This window comes from Bradyrhizobium sp. USDA 4486, from assembly GCF_054057995.1.
The window spans coordinates 4,012,417-4,030,842 of sequence record NZ_JBSRZV010000001.1; the positions used below are offsets into that span (position 1 = coordinate 4,012,417).

Sequence of the window (18,426 nt, forward strand, 5' to 3'; positions counted from 1 at the left end):
AGGGGCAATGGCGCTATTTACCTAGAGCGGCGGCGACGTCGCCGACCAATTGCTCTGCCAGCATGTGATAGCCTTCCGCCGTGAGATGCTGCCCGTCGGTTTATGCGGCAGTCCGTGCAGCATCCCGTTCGGGAGCATGACAACCTTGATTCCCATCGCGCCTAACCGGCTTTGGATTTCAGGCGTGTTGTCGGCGGCCAGCTTTCTCCGGTCATTTCCGCCGGGTTGAAGGATCACCACGCTCGTGCCCTTCGAAGCGCCCGCAAGCTGAGCGTCCAATCGGCGCATCCGCAAAACTATCGCCGCGTGGCTGGCACAAGCAAGCCACCATTCCGGCAAGGGCTGGAAGCCAACATCAGCGTTGTGCCGCTACGTCTGGCGGGCCATGCGATAAGCCGCCTACTCCCGCCATTGGCACGCCTGCCGCAATGATGTAACCCGGCCAAAACCCTTGCCGGGACGGGAACGCTATGAGTGCGGTTGCGACGGATGAAGCGGGACATGGCATCCGCGCGCTGATCTTTGCGCTGCTCGCTCTCGCCTGCGGGCACATGCTGTCGACCTTGCTGCGCACCATCCCGGCGGTCAGCCTCGATCTGATGGCGGCGGATTTTCATATCGAGCCGCAGGCGCTGGCGAGCCTCACCTCGGTCTATCCTTTCGCCTTTGCCGCTGCGCAAATCCCGGTCGGCGCGGCGATGGACCGGTTCGGCGTGCGGCCGGTGTCGCTGAGCCTGCTCGCGGGAACCGTGGTCGGCGCGATCGCGTCGGGCTTTGCGATGGGACCTGCGAGCTTTGCCCTTGGGCAGGTGCTGCTGGGCATTGCGACCTCGGGCATGCTGATGTGCCCGATGACGCTCGCCGCCAAGCAATTGTCGGCGGCACGGTTCGGGCTGTGGTCGGGCGCGATCCTCTCGATCGGCAATATCGGCATGCTGCTGTCGTCGAGCCCGCTCGCCTTCGTGGTCGACAATTACGGCTGGCGCGCCGGGTTCTGGATCTCCGCGCTCGGCGGCGTCGCGGTCGCGCTCGCCGTGTTCCTGCTGGTGCCGAGCCAGCCGGCCGAGCACAAGGACGATTCTTCGCCGCTGTCGCAGATGATCGAGGTGCTCAGGCTCGGCCTCTCGCGGCCCCTCCGCGGCCTGATCGCGCTGGCGCTGGTGTCGCTGGCGACCTCGCTGGTGCTGCGCGGCCTGTGGGGCGGGCCGTGGCTGATGGAGGTCAAGGGGCTGACGCGGGTCGAGGCCGGCAACCAGCTCGGCGCGTTCACGCTGGCGATGATCGCGGGTCCGCTGTGCATCGGCATGATCGACCGCAGGCTCGGCCGCCGCCGCGCGCTGGTGGCCGGCTCGCATCTGGTCGGGGCGCTGCTGCTGGCACTGATGGCGCTCGGCGCACCGCATTATCCGGTCTCCACGCTGCTGGGCCTGCCGGTGATGCCGCCGCAATACGACCTCGCGCTGTTCGTGCTGATCGGGCTTGCGACCTCGGCGCAGCCGCTGCTGTTCGGCATGTCCAGGCAGCTGGTCGACGCGCAAACCGCAGGCAAGGCGCTCGCGGCCCTGAACCTCGCCTTCTTCCTCGGCGCAGCGCTGATGCAGTCGATCACCGGCGCCGTCGCGGCACTGGGCCTGCCGGCGGTGCTGCTGTTCATGGCTGCAATGCTGGCATTCGGCGTGCTGATCTTCTTGGCTTACACCTCGCCGAGCCCATAGGATGGCCGGCACCGTTCGCCAAAGGAATCGATCATGCCCGTCGACCACCAAGCCGCCACCGACCGTCTCATGCGCTTCCTCGCCGTCGAGGGCGTGACCGGACAGGAGGCGGCGATCGGGCGTGAGCTCACGGCCGCGCTGAAGGAGGCTGGCGTGCCTGCGAAGGCGATTCGACTCGACGATGCCAACACCCGCATTCCCGTGCCGACCGAGACCGGCAACCTCATCGTCGACCTGCCCGGCCGCGGCGCGCTGCACAACCAGCCGCGCATCATGTTCATGACTCATATGGACACCGTGCCGCTCTGCGCCGGTGCCAAGCCCAAGAAATCCGGCCGCAAGATCGTCAACGAAGCAAAGACCGCGCTCGGCGGCGACAACCGCTGCGGCTGCGGCGTGCTGGTGACGCTGGCCGCCGAGCTCGCCAAGCAGAAGCTCGACCATCCGCCGATCACGCTGTTGTTCTGCGTGCGCGAGGAGAGCGGGCTCTATGGCGCGCGCCACGTCAAGCTGGAGGAGCTCGGCAAGCCCGCGATGGCCTTCAACTATGACGGCGGCGCGGCCTCCAATGTCGTGATCGGCGCGGTCGGCGCCGACCGCTGGACCGTGGAGATCTTCGGCCGCGCCTCGCATGCCGGCGTCGCGCCCGAGCGCGGCATCTCCTCGACCATGATCTTGGCGCTCGCGCTTGCCGAGGTGAAGGCCGGCGGCTGGTTCGGCAAGGTGGTGAAGGGCAAGAAGCAAGGCACCAGCAATGTCGGCCCAGTCACCGGCGGCGAGGGCCGCCCCGCGGGCGATGCCACCAATGTCGTCACCGACTACGTCCATGTGCGCGGCGAGAGCCGCAGCCATGATGGAAAGTTCTTCAAGGAGATCACGAAGGCCTACAAGGCCGCGTTCGAAAGGGCGGCCAAGAAGGTGACCAACGCGCAAGGCAAGTCCGGCAAGGTCAAGTTCAAGGCCGAGACCGACTATTATCCGTTCCGCATGAAGGAGAGCCTGCCCGTGGTGAAGCGCGCGATCGAGGCGGTGTCCGCGGTCGGCGGCACGCCGAACGTCCGCGCCGCCAATGGCGGCTTAGACGCCAACTGGATGGTCCGCCACGGCGTTCCGACCGTGACGTTTGGCGCAGGGCAGAACGAGGCGCACACCATCGACGAGTGGATCAATCTCGACGAATACGACAGGGCGTGCGCGCTGGCCGTGCAGCTCGCGACCATGCGGTGAGTTCGTAGCCTGTAAGGGTGGGTTAGCGAAGCGTGACCCACCACGTCTGTCCCCCGCGGACACCAAGAGGTGGGTTACGCCTTCGGCTAACCGACCCTAACAAAAGAAAAATGGGAGGCCACATGCCAAGCATCGCGTCAATCGAATCCGCCCTCTACCGGATCCCGCTGCCCGTCACGCTCTCGGACTCCACACACGGCGAGATGGCGGCGTTCGAGCTGATCACCTGCCGCATCCGCGATGCGGATGGCGCCGAGGGCGTCGGCTACACGTATACCGTGGGGCGCAATGGCGGGGCTGTCGCCGACATCCTCAAGCGCGAGATTCCGCTGCTGGTCGAGGGCCGCGAAGCCGACGATACCGAGGCGATCTGGCATCATGTCTGGTGGGGCCTGCACTATGGCGGGCGCGGCGGGCCGGCGGTGCTGGCGCTGTCCGCGCTCGACATCGCCCTGTGGGACTTGAAGGCGCGGCGCGCGAAATTGCCGCTGTACCGATTGCTCGGCGGTTTCGATGCGCACGTGCCGTGCTATGCGGGCGGCATCGACCTCGATCTCTCGGTCGAGGCGCTCTTGAGGCAGACCGATGGCAACCTCGCAAAGGGCTTTCGCGCCATCAAGATGAAGGTCGGCCGGCCCGATCTCAAATCCGACGTCGCGCGCGTCGCCGCGATGCGACAGCATCTCGGCGACGGCTTTGCGCTGATGGCGGACGCCAACATGAAGTGGACGGTGGAGGAAGCGATCCGCGCCGCCCGCGCGTTCGTGCCTTACGACCTGACCTGGCTGGAAGAGCCGATCATTCCCGACGACGTCGCGGGCCATGCCCGCATCCTAAAGGCCGGCGGCGTGCCGATCGCGGCCGGCGAGAATCTGCGCTCGCTGTGGGAATTCAAGAACTACATCGTCGCGGGCGCGGTGTCCTATCCCGAACCCGACGTCACCAATTGCGGCGGCGTCTCGAGCTTCATGAAGATCGCGCGGCTCGCCGAGGCGTTCAACCTGCCCGTGACCAGCCACGGCGCGCACGACATCACCGTGCATCTGCTCGCGGCCTGCCCGAACCGGTCGTATCTGGAGGCGCACGGTTTTGGCCTCGACAAGTATATCGAGCACCCGCTGGTGCTGAAGGACGGGCTGGCGCTGGCGCCTGATCGGCCGGGCCATGGCATCAGTTTCGACTGGACGGGGCTGGCGAAGCTGGCGGCGTAGAGTTTGCTCGTCAGCCCGGGCTTGTCCCGGGCATCCACGTTCTTCGCAAGGCAAGCAAGACGTGGATGGCCGGGTCAAGCCCGGCCATGACGATGCGGCTGCACCCGAGGCATTCGCTGGCACTGGGTGCACGTCGCCGATAATCGGCTAGAGTGGTGGCAGCCGTCACCATCCGAGAGAGCCGCGCCTTGCCCCCCGAACTCCACAAGAAACTGACCGAATGGCGCCGGCATCTGCATGCGCATCCCGAGCTGTCGCTCCAGGAGAAGGCGACCGCCGCGTTCGTGCAGGAGAAGCTGACCGAGCTCGGCATTCCCTTCAAAGCCGGCATCGGCGGCCACGGCATCGTCGCGACCTTGAGGCGCGGGTCTGCGCAGGGCCGAGTCGGCCTGCGCGCCGACATGGATGCGCTGCCGATCACCGAGGAAACCGGCCTTGCCTACGCCTCGACCACGCCGGGCGTGATGCACGCCTGCGGCCATGACGGACACACCGCTTCGCTGCTCGGCGCCGCCGCGCTGCTCGCTGCCGATACCGATTGGAGCGGCACCGTCGATTTCATCTTCCAGCCGGCGGAGGAAGGCTTTGGCGGCTCGCGCGCGATGGTGGCGGCCGGGCTGTTCGAGCGCTTTCCGATGGACCGGGTGTTCGGCTTCCACAACTGGCCGGGCTTGGAGGCCGGCACCATCGCGGTGCATGACGGCGTCGTCATGGCCTCCGGCGGGCGCATCACCATCACCATCGAGGGCCATGCCGGGCACGCCGGCATGCCGCATCTGACCCGCGATCCCGTGATGGCGGCGGGGCATCTCATCGTGGCGCTGCAGGCGGTGGTGTCGCGCAGCGTCGATCCGCTCGACACCGCCGTGCTCTCGCTCTGCACGATCGAAGGCGGCACCGCGCCGAACCAGATCGCGGGCAAGGTGACGATCCGCGGCACCCTGCGCTATCACCGCGATAACGTGAAGGACACCATCCTCGAGGGCATCGAGCGCACCTGCGCCGGCATCGCCACGAGCTTCGGCGTCAAGGTCACGCCCGAGATCGTCATGGGCGTCGGTGTCGTGATCAACACGCCGGCCGAAGCGGGCCTCGCCCGCATCGCCGCCGAGACGGCACAGGCGCCCCTGCGCCGCGACCTCGCGCCCAGCATGGCCGGCGAGGATTTCGCCTTCTATCTGCAGAAGCGGCCGGGCGCGTTCGTGTGGATCGGCAACGGGCCCTTGCGCGACGGCGCCGAGCTGCACGGCCCGCGCTACGATTTCAACGACGCGATCCTGCCGGTGGCGTCGACCTGGATGGCCGAGGTCGCCAAGACGGCGCTGGCGTCGAACTAAAGCGCAATGAGATCAGGATCAATCGTCATCGCGCTTAGCTTGTTGTTTGCGCATGATCTTTTCGGAAAACCGCTGCGCACTTTTCCGGATCATGCTTTAGCTGATCTCGCGCGGCAGCTTCCACTCGGGCCGCGGCTCGCAGACCTCGCTCTCCTCGACCCGCGCGACGTGATATCCCCCGGGCAGAAGCCGGCCGCCTTCCTCGTCCGCGACCGGCACGTCGGTTACCAATCCCTCGATCAGGGCGGCTTCCCACACCTCCTTCTCGGAAGGAAAGGGAGCGCCGATCTGCTTGTTGCCTTCGAACAGCGCGTACATCGGTTCCGGTCCTCGCGTTGACCAAGCTCACGAGAAACGTATCGACCGTACGGACGTTCCCTCCTTCAGGCGCGACTTCCGCCCTCGAGCGCGCCTGCGACGGCAAGGGATATGACGTGAATGGCGCGCGTTCTGATCGGAACTTCCGGCTGGCATTACGCCTCCTGGCGCGGCCGGTTCTTCCCTGAAGGCGTGAAGCTGAAGGATCAGCTTCGCTACTACGCCGGACAATTCGAGACCACGGAGCTGAACGGCGTGTTCTACCGCACGCCAACGCCCGAAGCGGTCGAGGCCTGGCGCGAGCAGACCGGCCGTGATTTCGTCTTCGCCTGGAAGGCATCCAAATTCATCACGCACTGGAAGCGCCTGTCCGATCGCTCGGTGAACAGCCTCGAGCTGCTGGAGGACCGTATCTCGCGGCTCGGCGGCAAGGTCGGACCGATCCTGTTCCAGCTGCCGCCGCAATTCGAGGCGAATGCCGACCGGCTGGCGTCCTTCTTCAAGCTGCTGTCGCGGAAGCGGCGCTACAGCTTCGAATTCCGCCATCCGAGCTGGTATCAGCCGCGCATCCTGCGGATGCTGGCCGACGAGAACATCTCGCTGTGCCTGTCCGACCATCATGATGCGCCGGCGCCGTGGAGGCGCACGGCGGATTTCGTCTATGTGCGCGGACACGGGCCGGGCGGGCGCTATCACGGGCACTATACCAAGGCCACGCTGGCGCAATGGGGCCGCCGCATCAAGTCATGGAAGCGGCAGGGCTGCGACGTCTACGTCTATTTCGACAACGACCAGAAGAGCGCGGCGCCTGCCGATGCCAAGGCGTTGAAGCAACTGCTTTAAGCGCGGCAAGCCGGATCAGGCGGCAACGTCCTGCTGCCAGCCGCCGTGGAGCTCGCTGATCAGCTTCTCCTCCCGTTCGATCCGGCGCCGGTAAAGCTCGCGCTCCGTCTCGGTTTTTGCGCCGGCCAGCAGCAGGCGATAATGCCCGATGATCTTCTCGCTACCGCGGATCAGCAGGGTTCGGACGTCGGTCATGACGCGAGCCTCGCGCTGTCAGGCGTGGCGGCGCCCTGCGGCCAGGTGAACTCGACAGGGAAGGTGTTGGAGGCGAGCGCCGCGAGGGCCGCCCGCTCCTCCGACAGGCGCCGTTCGATGAACTGGCGCTCGAGGTCCGACAGCCGCGTCTTCAAAAGGCGTCGATAGCGGAAAATGTTATTTCGGTGCGCGCGAATGCGGGCCAGATCTTCATCGAGCATCATCGTCGCTCCTGACGGTCTTTCACTATCCTTTTCGCTTTTTCAGGTGCTGGAAGAGCAGTCTTCCGGCGGAAAAAATATTCGAGCTTCTTACGCTGTCAAGATGCACCCCTGCCGCTCCCGGCTCGGCGCAGCGATCGGCCGGCCGCGCCTAGAAAGCTTTTACGCCACCCTCTTGCAACGAGTTTCCTCCGCTCCAGCAAAATCCGTGGTCGATTTCGGCTAGATGATCCCGCCCTGCCGAAGCGCTGCGATGGCAGCCTTGTCATAGCCGAGCTCGGCCAAAATGACGTCGGTGTGCTCGCTGAGCGTCGGCGGGCGGCTCGCGATGTGGCCCGGCGTTTCCGACAGGCGGACAGCGGCGCGGGCGACGGGAGCGTGTTTCGGCAGGCCCGGATAGTCGACGTCCTGCAAGAAGCCGGCGGCGCGGATGTGCGGATGATCGAGCGCCTGTTGCGGGCTCAGCACCGGACCGGTCGGGATCATCGCCTCGCCCAACGCATCGACAGCCTCCTGCGTGGTGCGCATCGCGCACCAGCGCGCCATCCGCTCGCTGATGACGGGACCATTTTTGCCGCGGCTGATGTCGTCGGCAAAGCGCGGATCGTTCAGCCAAAGCTCCTCCTCGCCCATCAGCCTCGCCCAGCGCCTGAACAGCGGCTGGCCGGTGACCTGGCACAGCACCCAGCCGTCCCTGGTGCGGTAAATGTCGGCGGGCGCGGCAGTCTGGCCGAGATTGCCCGTCGGCACGCGGTTGATGTTGATGACGGCCTGCTCGATCAGCGTCGCATTGGTGAAGGACAGCGCGGTTGCGAGCAGCGCGCCCTCGACGACCTGCCCGCGCCCGGATTTGCCGCGCTCGATCAGCGCGGCGAGCGTGCCGAACGCGCAATGCAGCGCGGTGCCGAAATCGACCCAGTTCACCGCGGCGCGATAAGGCGGATCGCCTACGCCGGTCATGTAGACCGAGCCCGACATGACCTGGCCGACGCCATCGAAGCCGACGCGATCCGACCAGGGGCCCGGCCCGCCGAACGCCGTCGCCGTGGTCAGGATGATGTCGGGCTTGATCGCCTTGAGCGAGTCGTAGTCGAGCTTCATCGCGCGTAGCGTCTGCGGCGGCAGATTGGCGACGACGACGTCGGCGGTCGCGATCAGGCGGCGCATCACCTCTTGGCCTTCAGCCCTCATCGGGTCGAGCGTGATGCACTTCTTGTTGCGGTTGACCTGGAGGAACAACGCGCCTTCGCCGTTCGCGCCGACCGGTGCCACGAAACGGTCCTCACTGCCGTCGCGCTTCTCCACGCGAATGACCTCGGCGCCGAATTCGGCCAGCAAGGTCGCACAGTAGGGACCTGCGATATAGCGCCCGAAATCGAGGACACGCACGCCCTCCAGAACTCCCTGCATCGATCCCTTCCCTTATTGTGTTCTCGCCAGCTTACAGGGACTGGCTCCGACGGCAAGGCGGGCGGCTGACAGGCCGGCCCGCTCTCAAGATGTGATCGGCAGGCCGTTTCGACTGGCGGAAATTGTGCTCTAGTATGGGCCTCCCAATGCTCCCAGCGAGAAGCGTCCCCATGCCGCAACAATTCGACCGATCCGCAGAAGATCTCGGCAACGCGATCCATTTCGAGCACGTCAACATCCAGGTCCCCGACCAGCGCCTGGCCACGCTGTTCTACGTCGCCGGGCTCGGGCTCACCCGCGATCCCTATCTGATGGTGTCCGACACAAATATGTGGATCAACGCCGGACGCAGCCAGTTTCATCTGCCGAGCGGCAAGGCGCAGGTGCTGCGCGGCCACACCGGGCTGGTGATCGAGGGCCGCGAGGCGCTGCTCGCGCGCCTTGCATCGGTTGCGAAGAAGCTCGAGGGCACCGCCTTTGCGTTCACCGAGCACAATGACCATGTCGAGGCGATCTGTCCGTGGGGCAACCGGATGCGCTGCTACGAGCCGGATGCGGCGCGCTTCGGCCGCATCGCGCTCGGCATTCCCTATGTCGAGTTCGACGTGCCCGTGGGCACCGCGAAGGCGATCTGCGCGTTCTATCCCGAGATCATGGGCATGCCCGCGAAGATGCGGAATGGCGACGGCACGGTCGCCGCTGTGCAGACCGGCCGCGACCAATATCTGCTGTTCCGCGAGACCGAGCGGCCGCAGCGCGGCTATGACGGCCATCATGTGCAGATGTACATCACGGACTTCTCGGGCCCCTACCGCAAGCTGCTGGCGCGCGACCTGATCTCGCGCGAGGACAACCAGTACCAATACCGGTTCTGCGACATCGTCGATCTCGACAGCGGCAAGCACCTCTTCACCGTCGAGCACGAGGTGCGCTCGGCGACCCATCCGATGTTCATGCGCCCGATGGTCAACCGGAACCCGGCGGTGAACAACCGCAATTATGCCTACGGCCACGATCAGACGTCATGGGCGCTGGGATTGGATCAGTACGAGGGATAGAGCGCGTGCCGGCTCGCGCATCCGATGATTTCGAGACGCATTTGGAAAAATGCACGACGCTTGCGGGCCGTCCTCTTTGAACGATCGAAAGAGCTACTATCTGCGCAATGCAAATGCAGCATAGGCTTGTGGCCGCGCCGTGCCGGACAGCCATGGCCGGAGAGATCGCGATGAAGAAATGCGTCTATTGGGCCGCTGCGGCGGTCTGTCTCGCCGCCTCCAGCTCCGCAGCTGAAGCGCGCTCAGCCTACGACGGCACCTGGGATATCGTCTTCGTGACGCAGCGCGGTACATGCGATCAGAGCTACAGTTTCTCCGTCAACATCACCGACGGGATCGTGACACATCCGAACCTGGTCCGGTTCAGAGGCTACGTCGCAAGATCCGGCGCGGTCCGCGCCTCGGTGGCGGTTCAGGACAAATTTGCCTCAGGCAGCGGCCGGCTTTCGGGTAACGCCGGCCAGGGACGGTGGAGCGGCTATTCCGGGACCGCGCGTTGCTCCGGATATTGGACCGCTCACCGAAACTGATCATCGGCTCTGCCGAGTGGATTCCGAGCAGCCGGCCCCCTGCTTGGCCGGAAGGGGAAAATCGTTACCGCGACGTGACGTGCCGCGGAGAAGGCGCACGATGTTCTTCGCGTCCGCATGTGAGCCGCTTGTAACCCGCAAGGCTCGTGCGCCAAACGAACTGCCATTGTCGAACGCGCTCGAAAAATCTGGCGGCACCCGGGGGCTTACCGGCCACGCAAACTCTCCGCCACTGCCGAAAGCACGTCGGCCAGTTGTCTCGCCATCTCCGGTATCGAAAAGCCAGCCTTAGGCTTGTTATACAAGCGTCACCCTCGGAAAGCCGAGGCAGGCTTGGGCCTGCTCAAACGTCTGGCAGAACGGAGGCCTCGATCGTTTGAGCGCCAATTGCGCTCCGATGGTCTGCACAGGTCCGATTTGTGCGCCATAATGCGCTATTCTCGCGCATCATGCTGGCTGGGGCGGGAGGGATCGAACCTCCGAATGGCGGAATCAAAATCCGCTGCCTTACCGCTTGGCTACGCCCCAACTGGCGACCGGGACGGGCGGGAGGCACGGGCTACCGCAGATTCCGTTCGGTCGCAGCCGGTCTATAGGGAGCGGCGCGGCATTTCAACCGCCTGGAGGGGCAAAATACCATCCCCCGGGGCGGCCGCGCCACACTCTATTAAAGGACCGGGCGGCGCCCCGTTCCGACCCCCTACTCCCGCCCATTGAGACCTCAGCCGTTTCATGGGAATACGGCGCCAAGTTCTATCGAGAAGACCTGTCCACGGGGAGTGAGCCATGACCTACCGCGCGCCGATTTCTGACATGCTGCTGTCGCTCAACCATGGCGCCGGCCTGAAGGCCGCCGTGGAAGCGGGCCATTACGGCGATTTCGACGCCGACATCGTCGCGGCCGTGCTGGAGGAAGCCGGCAAGTTCGCGACCGACGTGCTGGCACCGCTCAACAAGATCGGCGACGAGCACGGCATCAAGCTTAGCGACGGCAAGGTCACGACCGCGCCGGGCTGGCCCGATGCCTACAAGCGCTGGACCGACGGCGGCTGGAACGCGGTATCGGGGCCCGAGGATTTCGGCGGACAAGGCCTGCCGCTCGCGATCAACGCGGCCTGCACCGAGATCTGGAGCGCCTCCAATGTCGCCTTCGGCCTCTGCCCGCTGCTGACGGCGTCCGCCATCGAGGCGCTGGAAGCGCATGGCAGCGACGAGCTGAAGACAATCTATCTCGAGAAGCTCGTCACCGGCGAATGGACCGGCACGATGCAGCTCACCGAGCCGCAGGCCGGCTCCGACGTCGGCGCGCTGCGCACCCGCGCCGAGAAGCGGGCGGACGGCACCTATCGCATCAAGGGGACGAAGATCTTCATCACCTATGGCGAGCACGACATGACCGACAACATCGTGCATTTCGTGCTGGCGCGCCTGCCCGATGCGCCCGCCGGTACCAAGGGCATCTCGCTGTTCCTGGTGCCGAAATTCATGGTCAATTCCGACGGCTCGCTGGGGCAGCGCAACGACATCTTCGCCTCCGGCGTCGAGCACAAGCTCGGCATGCATGCCTCGCCGACCTGCACCATGACCATGGGCGATCATGGCGGCGCGATCGGTTTCCTGATCGGTGAAGAGAACCAGGGCATGCGCTGCATGTTCACGATGATGAACCAGGCCCGCCTCGGCGTTGGTCTCGAGGGTGTCGGCATTGCCGACCGCGCCTATCAGCAGGCCCTCGCCTATGCCCAGGAGCGCAAGCAGGGCCGCGCCGTCGGCAAGACAGGCGACGGCTCGGACCCGATCATCGTGCATCCCGACGTCAAGCGCATGCTGATGCGGATGCGGGCGCAGACCGCGGCCGCGCGCACCATCTGCTATGCCACCGCCGTCGCGCTGGACGTCTCCATCCGCGCCAAGGACCCCAAGGTCCGTGCCAACGCCGCCGCGCGCGCGGCGCTGCTGACGCCCATGGCCAAGGGCTATTCCACAGACATCGGCAACGAGGTGGCCTATCTCGGCGTGCAAGTGCATGGCGGCATGGGTTTTATCGAGGAGACTGGCGCCGCGCAGCACTATCGCGATGCGCGCATCACCCCGATCTATGAGGGCACCAACGGCATCCAGGCGATCGATCTCGTGACGCGCAAGCTCGCGGCGAATGGCGGCGCTGCGGTGTGGGCGCTTCTCGACGAGCTCGCGGCGACCGTCAAGCAGGTCGAGGCCTCCAACGATCCCGCCTTCGGCACCACCGGCGTGAAATTGCGCGAGGCGCTGGAGGCGCTGACGCGCACCAGCAAATGGCTGCTGGAGCGCGTGACCTCCGCACCGAACGAGGCCCTCGCCGGCGCAACGCCTTACCTGCAACAGTTCGGTTCGACGCTCGGCGGCTGCATGCTGGCCTCAGAAGCGCTCGCCGCGGAGGCCGAGGGCCTTGGCGATGCGCCGCGCCACGTCTCGCTGGCGCGCTTCTTCGCCGAGAACATTGCCGTGCAGGCCGGCGCGCTCGAGCGCACCGTGACGGAGAGCGCGGCCTCGGTCGCCGCGGCCGATGCGGTGTTGTTGTAGGCGAGTTCCGCTCCGACCGCGATGTGCGGAGGCATCTCCTCCTCGCTGTCATTCCCCGCGAAGGCGGGGAATCCAGTACACCGCGGCCTCTCGACAAACGACCGAGGTCTCGGAGTACTGGATCGCCCGATCAAAGTCGGGCGATGACATCGAATGTGCGGACGCGTGTACCACGAGCATGCAATGGTCCCGGATTACACTTCGCTCCACGCAGCCTACGAAGCAGCGATCTCGGCTCTTTTCCCCGGCCGCCACAGCACGATGCCCGCGGCCACCAGATCCAGCATCACGCACATCGAAAACGCTGTCGTGTAATTGCCCGTAAAGCTGTGCACCAGACCGACGATGCCGGGGCCGAAGGCGCTGACGATGCCGCTGATCGAGGTGCCCAATCCCATCGCGGCGGCGAAGGCGGTGGAGCCGATCTCGCGCTGGATGATCAGCGGCGGGAAGGTGATCATGTTGCCGATCGAGAAGCCGTAGACGGCGCAGCACACCAGCAGCACCGTCGGGCTGGTGGTCTGCAACAACACGAACAGCGCCGCCGCCTGGCTCGTCATCGACGCGGCGCAGGCGAGCCTGGGATCGAGCCGGTCGACGAACAGACCGAGCGACAGGCGGCCGACCACCGCCATCGCGGCCATGATGGTGACCGCAAGGCCCGCGGCGTGACGGCCGATCAGCGGCTCGAGGAACGTCACCTGGTGGATGATGAATCCCATCTGCGCCAGCAGCGCGATCGCGATCGGCAGCACCATGGTCCAGAACGCGGCGTTGGCGAGCAGCGTTCTGCGCGAATGCGCCGGCGCGGCCATACCCGCAGCGGCCGCACGCCGGCCGGAGGCCGTCGACATCCCTGCGGGCCAGCCGATGAAGAGCAAGACCACCGGCAGCACCAGCCCCCCCATCACGATCGTCGCCGCCAGCATCGCCGAGCGGAAGCCGATGCTGCTCGTCAGCGACAGCAGCAGCGGCACGAGGATGATGCCGCCGCAGGTGGCGCCGTTGAAGGCAAGGCTGAGCGCGAGCCCGCGGCGCCGCTCGAACCAGGCGTTCAGCACCGTCGCGATCACCACGGTGCCCATGCCGGTCCAGCCGACCGCCATCAGCGCATAAGCGAGATAGAGCTGCCACGGCGCCTGCATCAGCGCCAGCAGCGCGGTCGAAGCGCCGAGCGCCGACAGGCCGCACAGGATCAGCGCGCGCAGCCCGATACGGGCGAGCAGATCGTCGGTGAAGATGACGAGGACGGAGGTCAGCAGGAACGAGAAGGTGCTGGCGGCGGAGACCAGCGTGCCCGGCCAGCCATGGGCGCGCTGCAGCTCGGCAAGATAGACGCCCTGGCCGTAGAGGCCGAAGCCGAACATGAAGAAAGCCATCAGGAAGCAGGCCAGCACTACGCGCCAGCCGCGATAACGCAGCGAGGATTCGTCAGCCTGCGCTGCGGCAATCATCGGTCGAGCGATCGGCCAGAATGAACGGCATGCGCAACCCTGCCCCACAACCAACGGTTTTTCAAATGAAACATTGTACCCGATTGTTGCAATGCGCAACGGCTCATGCGACACGCTGCGGCGGGCGCCATGCGCCGACCTCGCGGGGTCGTTCCCGAAAAGGTCGAGCTGCCGCATTGGCACGCCTGCAAGATCATGTAGGCTGAGGCTTGCGAGACTCACCAGCAGCGTCGCGGCGAGTCCAGGGGGTTGTTATGGCGAATGGCAATATCGTCGTCACCGAAGAGCGCGGAACACGCGTGATCACCCTGCGCCGCCCGGGCAAGAAGAACGCGATCACGCAGGACATGTACCGGGAGATGAGCCGCGCGATCGACACCGCGCAGAACAATCCCGACATCCGCTGCATGATCATCACCGGCGGCTCCGGCGTGTTCACCGCCGGCGACGACATCGACGATTTCATGCACGCCGATACCTCGCGTCCCGAGACGCTGTCGGACGGCGCCAAATTCCTCTACTCGCTCGCCCTCAACGTCAAGCCGGTCATCGCGGCGGTCGACGGTGCCTCGATCGGCATGGGCACGGTGATGCTGTTCCACTGCGACTATGTGCTGGCCTCGAATGCTGCGACCTTCTCCGCGCCCTATATCCACCTCGGACTCGTGCCGGTCGGCGCCTCCAGCCTGCTGATGCCGAACACGATGGGTTATCAGCGCGCGTTTGCGATGCTGGTGATGGGGCGGACGTTCACTGCCGCCGAAGCGCTCGCCGCCGGCTTCGTCAATACCGTGGTCTCGCCGGGACACACCGAGGTGGAAGCCCGCAAGGTGGCGCGCGAGATCTGCAAGCTGCCGGCCGAGGCAGTCGCGACCTCGCGCCGATTGCTGCGCGCTGCGCCCGAACAGCTCACCCGCCGCATCGACCAGGAAGCCCATCTGTTCGGCGAGCGGCTGAAGTCGGACGAAGCCGTCGCCGCGTTCAACGCGTTCGCGAACAGGAAGAAGCGGTAGAGGCAAGCGCTGTCACCCTCCCGTGGAGGGGCAGGGCAATCGCACATGGCTTGCACGATGCGGCGGCATCGGTACTGGGCTCCCTCTCCCGCTTGCGCACCCTCTCCCCAACCCTCTCCCGCGCACCGCGTGGAGGATAGTCTGTCACCCCTCCCCGGCTCGCATTCCATGCGAACCGACCCGCCCCCTCAAGGGGCGGGTGGGAGCGTGCGGCGCGCGCGGTGCTTCAACAAAAGGTTTCGTGAAATCTTCGCGCGTACCAACTAGTCTTGTCCCATGCGAAACCGATCCATCCTTGCCGCGCTCGCGCTCAGCTTCGCCCTGCCCGCCTCTGCGCAAACCGCAGCGCCGGTCGACCTGCGCATTCTCGCCATCAGCGATTTTCACGGCAATCTGCGGCCGCCGCCGGGCGGCATCCGGATCAATGATCCCGAGGACAAGGGCAAGAAGGTCATGGTCGCCGCCGGCGGCGCCGAGTACATGGCGACCTTGGCCAAGCAGCTGCGCGAGGGGCACAAGAACACGATCTTCGTCGCCGCCGGCGATCTGATCGGAGCGAGCCCGTTCCTGTCGGCGATGTTTCACGACGAGCCCACGGTCGAAGCACTCTCGATGATGGGGCTCGCGATCACATCGGTCGGCAATCACGAATTCGACGAGGGCAAGACCGAGCTCTTGCGGATGCAGAACGGCGGCTGCCATCCGCTCGACGGCTGCCAGGGGCCGCATCCGTTCACCGGCGCCAAATTCCAATATCTCGCCGCCTCCACCGTGGAGACCGCGACCGGCAAGAGCGTGCTGCCGCCCTACGAGATCCGTGAGTTCGACGGCATCCCGGTCGCCTTCATCGGCCTCACGTTGAAAGAGACCGCGGGCATCGTCTCGCCGTCGGGCATTGCCGGGCTCGAATTCCGCGACGAGGCCGAGACGGTGAACGCGCTGGTGCCGCAGCTCAAGGCGCGCGGCGTCGAGGCCATCGTGGTGCTGATCCACCAGGGCGGCGAGCCCTCGGGCGACTACAATGAATGCCCTGGGATCACGGGGCCGATCGTCGACATCGTCAAGAAATTCGACCGCGCCGTGGACGTCGTCGTCAGTGGCCACACCCACCGCGCCTATGTCTGCGACATCGACGGACGGCTCGTCACGAGTGGCGACAAATACGGCACGCTGGTCACCGCGATCGATCTCAAGCTAGATCCCGCAACGCGCGACATCGTGAGCGCCAAGGCCGAGAACGTCATCGTCGCCAACGCCTCGCTGGCGAAAGACCCCGAGCAGACCGCGCTGATCGAGGCCTATGACAAGCTCGCAGCTCCAATCGCCAACCGGCCCGCGGGATCGGTGACGCAGACGCTGTCGCGCGTGCCGAACGAGGCCGGCGAGAGCGCGCTCGGCGACGTCATCGCCGACGCGCAGCTCGCCGCAACCAAGGACGCCAAGGACGGCAGCGCCGTCATCGCGCTCACCAATCCCGGCGGCATCCGCACCGACTTGGTGCCGAAGGAGAACGGCGCGATCACCTTCGGCGACGTGTTCTCCAGCCAGCCGTTCCGCAACCGCCTGGTCACCATGACGCTGACGGGCAGCCAGCTCAAGGACATGCTGGAGCAGCAATGGCTCGATCCGAAGCGGCCGCGGATCCTGCAAGTGTCGAACGGGTTCAGCTACACGTGGGATGCGGCCAAACCGTTTGGCGAGCGCGTGATGGCGGACAAGATGACGCTCAAGGGCAGGCCGATCGAGGCCGGCACCGGCTATCGCGTCACCCTCAACGATTACCTCGCGGTCGGCGGCGACGGTTTTACCGTCGCCAAGCAGGGCACCTCGCCGCAATATGGCGGCTATGATGCGGACGCGCTGTTCGCGTTTTTCCGGGCGCACGGGCCGATCGGCCCGCTGCCACCGACCCGCATCCTGCGGGTGAATTGATCCGGATCAAACGAACTGGCCCACAGTTTGCCATTCCCCGGGGAACACCTAGATTGGGATTTGCATTGCGTTTTGGCGCCGGATGCGCCAACGACGTCGAGAGCCCGCATTCCATGAGGCCGACCTGATGAGCACGCTTCTCCTCTCCCATAAGGCCTGCCTCGACCACGTCACGCCGCCGGGACATCCTGAACGGCCCGATCGCCTGCGCGCGGTGGAGGAAGCGCTGTCGCATGAGCGCTTCCAGTTCCTGGTGCGCGACCAGGCGCCGGAGGGCGATCTCGATCTCGTCACGCTCTGCCACAACGAGCACTACGTCACCGAGCTGCGCCACGTCGCGCCGACCAGCGGCCAGGTCTATATCGACGGCGACACCTCGATGTCGCCCGGCACGTGGGAAGCGGTGATGCGCGGGGTCGGCGGCGCGGTGGCGGCGACTGAAGCTGTGATGAATGGCGAGCACCGCAACGCCTTCGTCGCGGTGCGGCCGCCCGGCCACCACGCCGAGATCGGCAAGCCGATGGGCTTCTGCTTCTTCGACAATGTCGCGATCGCCGCCCGCCATGCACAGCGCAAATACGGCATCAAGCGCGCGGCCATCGTTGATTTCGACGTGCATCATGGCAACGGCACGCAGGACATCTTCTGGTCGGACCCGACCGTGATGTACTGCTCGACGCACCAGATGCCGCTGTTTCCGGGTACCGGCGCCAAGGGCGAGCGCGGCGATCACGACACCATCGTCAACGCGCCGCTCGCTTCCGAGGACGGCGGTCCCGAATTCCGCTCCGCGTTCGAGAGCCTGATCCTGCCGCGGCTGGAGAAATTCAGCCCAGAGCTGCTGATCATCTCCGCCGGCTTCGACGCGCATTACCGCGATCCGCTGGCTTCGTTGAACCTGCGCGCCGAGGACTACACCTGGGTCACGCGCAAGCTGATGGACCTTGCCGACAAGTCCGCCGGCGGGCGCATTGTCTCCGTGCTCGAGGGCGGCTATGACCTGCAAGGATTGAAAGAATCTGTTACGGCGCATGTCGGCGCCCTGATGGGCGCCTAACGACAATCGCCACATTAGGCCCGTACAACCTTGCTTTCTCTGACGGAAGGCAAGCGGGCAATCGGAAACGGATATGGCCGAAAACACCCAAATCGACGTCTCCAGGCTCACCTTCGAGCGCGCGATCGAGGAACTCGAAACGATCGTGAAGCGGCTCGAGGACGGCAAGGTGCCGCTCGAGGAATCCGTGACGATCTACGAGCGCGGCGAAGCCCTGAAGCGCCGCTGCGAGGATCTGCTGCGTCAGGCCGAAGCCCGCGTCGACAAGATCACCACTGATGCCAGCGGCCAGGCCACCGGCACTGCGCCCCTTGACGTGCAGTAAGGCGGGCACCCCCAATTT

Annotated in this window: 18 protein-coding genes and 1 tRNA gene; 12 read left to right on the top strand and 7 right to left on the bottom strand. The window is 65.7% G+C overall.

Features of this window, described 5'->3' with window-relative positions; all coding sequences use genetic code 11:
• Window positions 1-21: 21 nt before the first annotated feature.
• On the bottom strand, window positions 22-279 hold the full coding sequence (locus ACVWY3_RS19525; protein ID WP_456839930.1) for a hypothetical protein: 258 nt from the start codon (window positions 277-279) through the stop codon (window positions 22-24).
• A gap of 191 nt (window positions 280-470) precedes the next feature.
• On the opposite strand from ACVWY3_RS19525, the gene ACVWY3_RS19530 reads away from it, so the two are divergent.
• The 4 genes from ACVWY3_RS19530 to ACVWY3_RS19545 all read left to right on the top strand — a co-directional run bounded on the left by ACVWY3_RS19530 (window position 471) and on the right by ACVWY3_RS19545 (window position 5,490).
• Window positions 471-1,715 carry an MFS transporter gene (locus ACVWY3_RS19530; protein ID WP_456839931.1) on the top strand — a complete coding sequence of 415 codons (1,245 nt, stop codon included), beginning with the start codon at window positions 471-473 and terminating at the stop codon, window positions 1,713-1,715.
• A 33-nt stretch (window positions 1,716-1,748) separates the two neighbouring features.
• Window positions 1,749-2,942 (top strand): M20/M25/M40 family metallo-hydrolase, encoded by a 1,194-nt coding sequence (locus tag ACVWY3_RS19535; RefSeq protein ID WP_456839932.1) that lies wholly within the window; start codon window positions 1,749-1,751, stop codon window positions 2,940-2,942.
• A gap of 122 nt (window positions 2,943-3,064) precedes the next feature.
• On the top strand, window positions 3,065-4,153 hold the full coding sequence (locus ACVWY3_RS19540) for a mandelate racemase/muconate lactonizing enzyme family protein (RefSeq protein ID WP_456839933.1): 1,089 nt from the start codon (window positions 3,065-3,067) through the stop codon (window positions 4,151-4,153).
• A 188-nt stretch (window positions 4,154-4,341) separates the two neighbouring features.
• The gene (locus tag ACVWY3_RS19545; RefSeq protein WP_456839934.1) at window positions 4,342-5,490 is read left to right on the top strand and encodes an amidohydrolase; all 1,149 of its coding nucleotides are present in this window, start codon (window positions 4,342-4,344) and stop codon (window positions 5,488-5,490) included.
• A gap of 96 nt (window positions 5,491-5,586) precedes the next feature.
• On the opposite strand, the gene ACVWY3_RS19550 is transcribed toward ACVWY3_RS19545, so the two are convergent.
• Complete coding sequence (locus tag ACVWY3_RS19550; RefSeq protein WP_456839935.1) at window positions 5,587-5,808, bottom strand: hypothetical protein; 222 nt, start codon at window positions 5,806-5,808, stop codon at window positions 5,587-5,589.
• Between the two features lie 120 nt (window positions 5,809-5,928).
• Between ACVWY3_RS19550 and ACVWY3_RS19555 the strand changes: the two genes are divergently transcribed.
• A complete protein-coding gene (locus ACVWY3_RS19555) occupies window positions 5,929-6,651 on the top strand; it encodes a DUF72 domain-containing protein (RefSeq protein WP_456839936.1) in 723 nt (240 codons plus the stop codon).
• A 15-nt stretch (window positions 6,652-6,666) separates the two neighbouring features.
• Here the strand turns inward: ACVWY3_RS19555 and ACVWY3_RS19560 are convergent, their stop codons facing one another.
• The 3 genes from ACVWY3_RS19560 to ACVWY3_RS19570 all read right to left on the bottom strand — a co-directional run bounded on the left by ACVWY3_RS19560 (window position 6,667) and on the right by ACVWY3_RS19570 (window position 8,477).
• On the bottom strand, window positions 6,667-6,846 hold the full coding sequence (locus tag ACVWY3_RS19560; protein ID WP_456839937.1) for a hypothetical protein: 180 nt from the start codon (window positions 6,844-6,846) through the stop codon (window positions 6,667-6,669).
• On the bottom strand, window positions 6,843-7,070 hold the full coding sequence (locus ACVWY3_RS19565; RefSeq protein ID WP_456839938.1) for a hypothetical protein: 228 nt from the start codon (window positions 7,068-7,070) through the stop codon (window positions 6,843-6,845). The genes ACVWY3_RS19560 and ACVWY3_RS19565 overlap by 4 nt, the downstream gene beginning before the upstream one ends.
• Window positions 7,071-7,289: 219 nt before the next feature.
• Complete coding sequence (locus ACVWY3_RS19570; RefSeq protein ID WP_456839939.1) at window positions 7,290-8,477, bottom strand: CaiB/BaiF CoA transferase family protein; 1,188 nt, start codon at window positions 8,475-8,477, stop codon at window positions 7,290-7,292.
• A 170-nt stretch (window positions 8,478-8,647) separates the two neighbouring features.
• Here ACVWY3_RS19570 and ACVWY3_RS19575 point away from each other — a divergent pair, with 170 nt between their 5' ends.
• Both ACVWY3_RS19575 and ACVWY3_RS19580 read left to right on the top strand, forming a co-directional pair.
• Window positions 8,648-9,535, top strand: coding sequence for a hypothetical protein (locus ACVWY3_RS19575; RefSeq protein ID WP_456839940.1), 888 nt, complete (start codon window positions 8,648-8,650; stop codon window positions 9,533-9,535).
• 152 nt (window positions 9,536-9,687) lie between these two features.
• On the top strand, window positions 9,688-10,065 hold the full coding sequence (locus ACVWY3_RS19580; RefSeq protein ID WP_456839941.1) for a hypothetical protein: 378 nt from the start codon (window positions 9,688-9,690) through the stop codon (window positions 10,063-10,065).
• A gap of 453 nt (window positions 10,066-10,518) precedes the next feature.
• Here the strand turns inward: ACVWY3_RS19580 and ACVWY3_RS19585 are convergent.
• Window positions 10,519-10,593: transfer RNA gene (locus ACVWY3_RS19585), tRNA-Gln, on the bottom strand.
• 258 nt (window positions 10,594-10,851) lie between these two features.
• Between ACVWY3_RS19585 and ACVWY3_RS19590 the strand changes: the two genes are divergently transcribed.
• Window positions 10,852-12,627 carry an acyl-CoA dehydrogenase gene (locus ACVWY3_RS19590; protein WP_456839942.1) on the top strand — a complete coding sequence of 592 codons (1,776 nt, stop codon included), beginning with the start codon at window positions 10,852-10,854 and terminating at the stop codon, window positions 12,625-12,627.
• A 215-nt stretch (window positions 12,628-12,842) separates the two neighbouring features.
• On the opposite strand, the gene ACVWY3_RS19595 is transcribed toward ACVWY3_RS19590, so the two are convergent.
• The gene (locus tag ACVWY3_RS19595; protein WP_456839943.1) at window positions 12,843-14,081 is read right to left on the bottom strand and encodes an MFS transporter; all 1,239 of its coding nucleotides are present in this window, start codon (window positions 14,079-14,081) and stop codon (window positions 12,843-12,845) included.
• Between the two features lie 254 nt (window positions 14,082-14,335).
• Between ACVWY3_RS19595 and ACVWY3_RS19600 the strand changes: the two genes are divergently transcribed.
• The 4 genes from ACVWY3_RS19600 to ACVWY3_RS19615 all read left to right on the top strand — a co-directional run bounded on the left by ACVWY3_RS19600 (window position 14,336) and on the right by ACVWY3_RS19615 (window position 18,408).
• Window positions 14,336-15,094 carry an enoyl-CoA hydratase-related protein gene (locus tag ACVWY3_RS19600; RefSeq protein WP_456839944.1) on the top strand — a complete coding sequence of 253 codons (759 nt, stop codon included), beginning with the start codon at window positions 14,336-14,338 and terminating at the stop codon, window positions 15,092-15,094.
• A gap of 276 nt (window positions 15,095-15,370) precedes the next feature.
• Complete coding sequence (locus tag ACVWY3_RS19605; protein ID WP_456839945.1) at window positions 15,371-17,026, top strand: bifunctional metallophosphatase/5'-nucleotidase; 1,656 nt, start codon at window positions 15,371-15,373, stop codon at window positions 17,024-17,026.
• A gap of 127 nt (window positions 17,027-17,153) precedes the next feature.
• Entirely contained in the window at window positions 17,154-18,083 is a 930-nt protein-coding gene (locus tag ACVWY3_RS19610; protein WP_456839946.1) for a histone deacetylase family protein, read from the top strand.
• Window positions 18,084-18,156: 73 nt separating this feature from the next.
• Complete coding sequence (locus ACVWY3_RS19615; RefSeq protein WP_008551229.1) at window positions 18,157-18,408, top strand: exodeoxyribonuclease VII small subunit; 252 nt, start codon at window positions 18,157-18,159, stop codon at window positions 18,406-18,408.
• The last annotated feature ends 18 nt before the right edge of the window (window positions 18,409-18,426 follow it).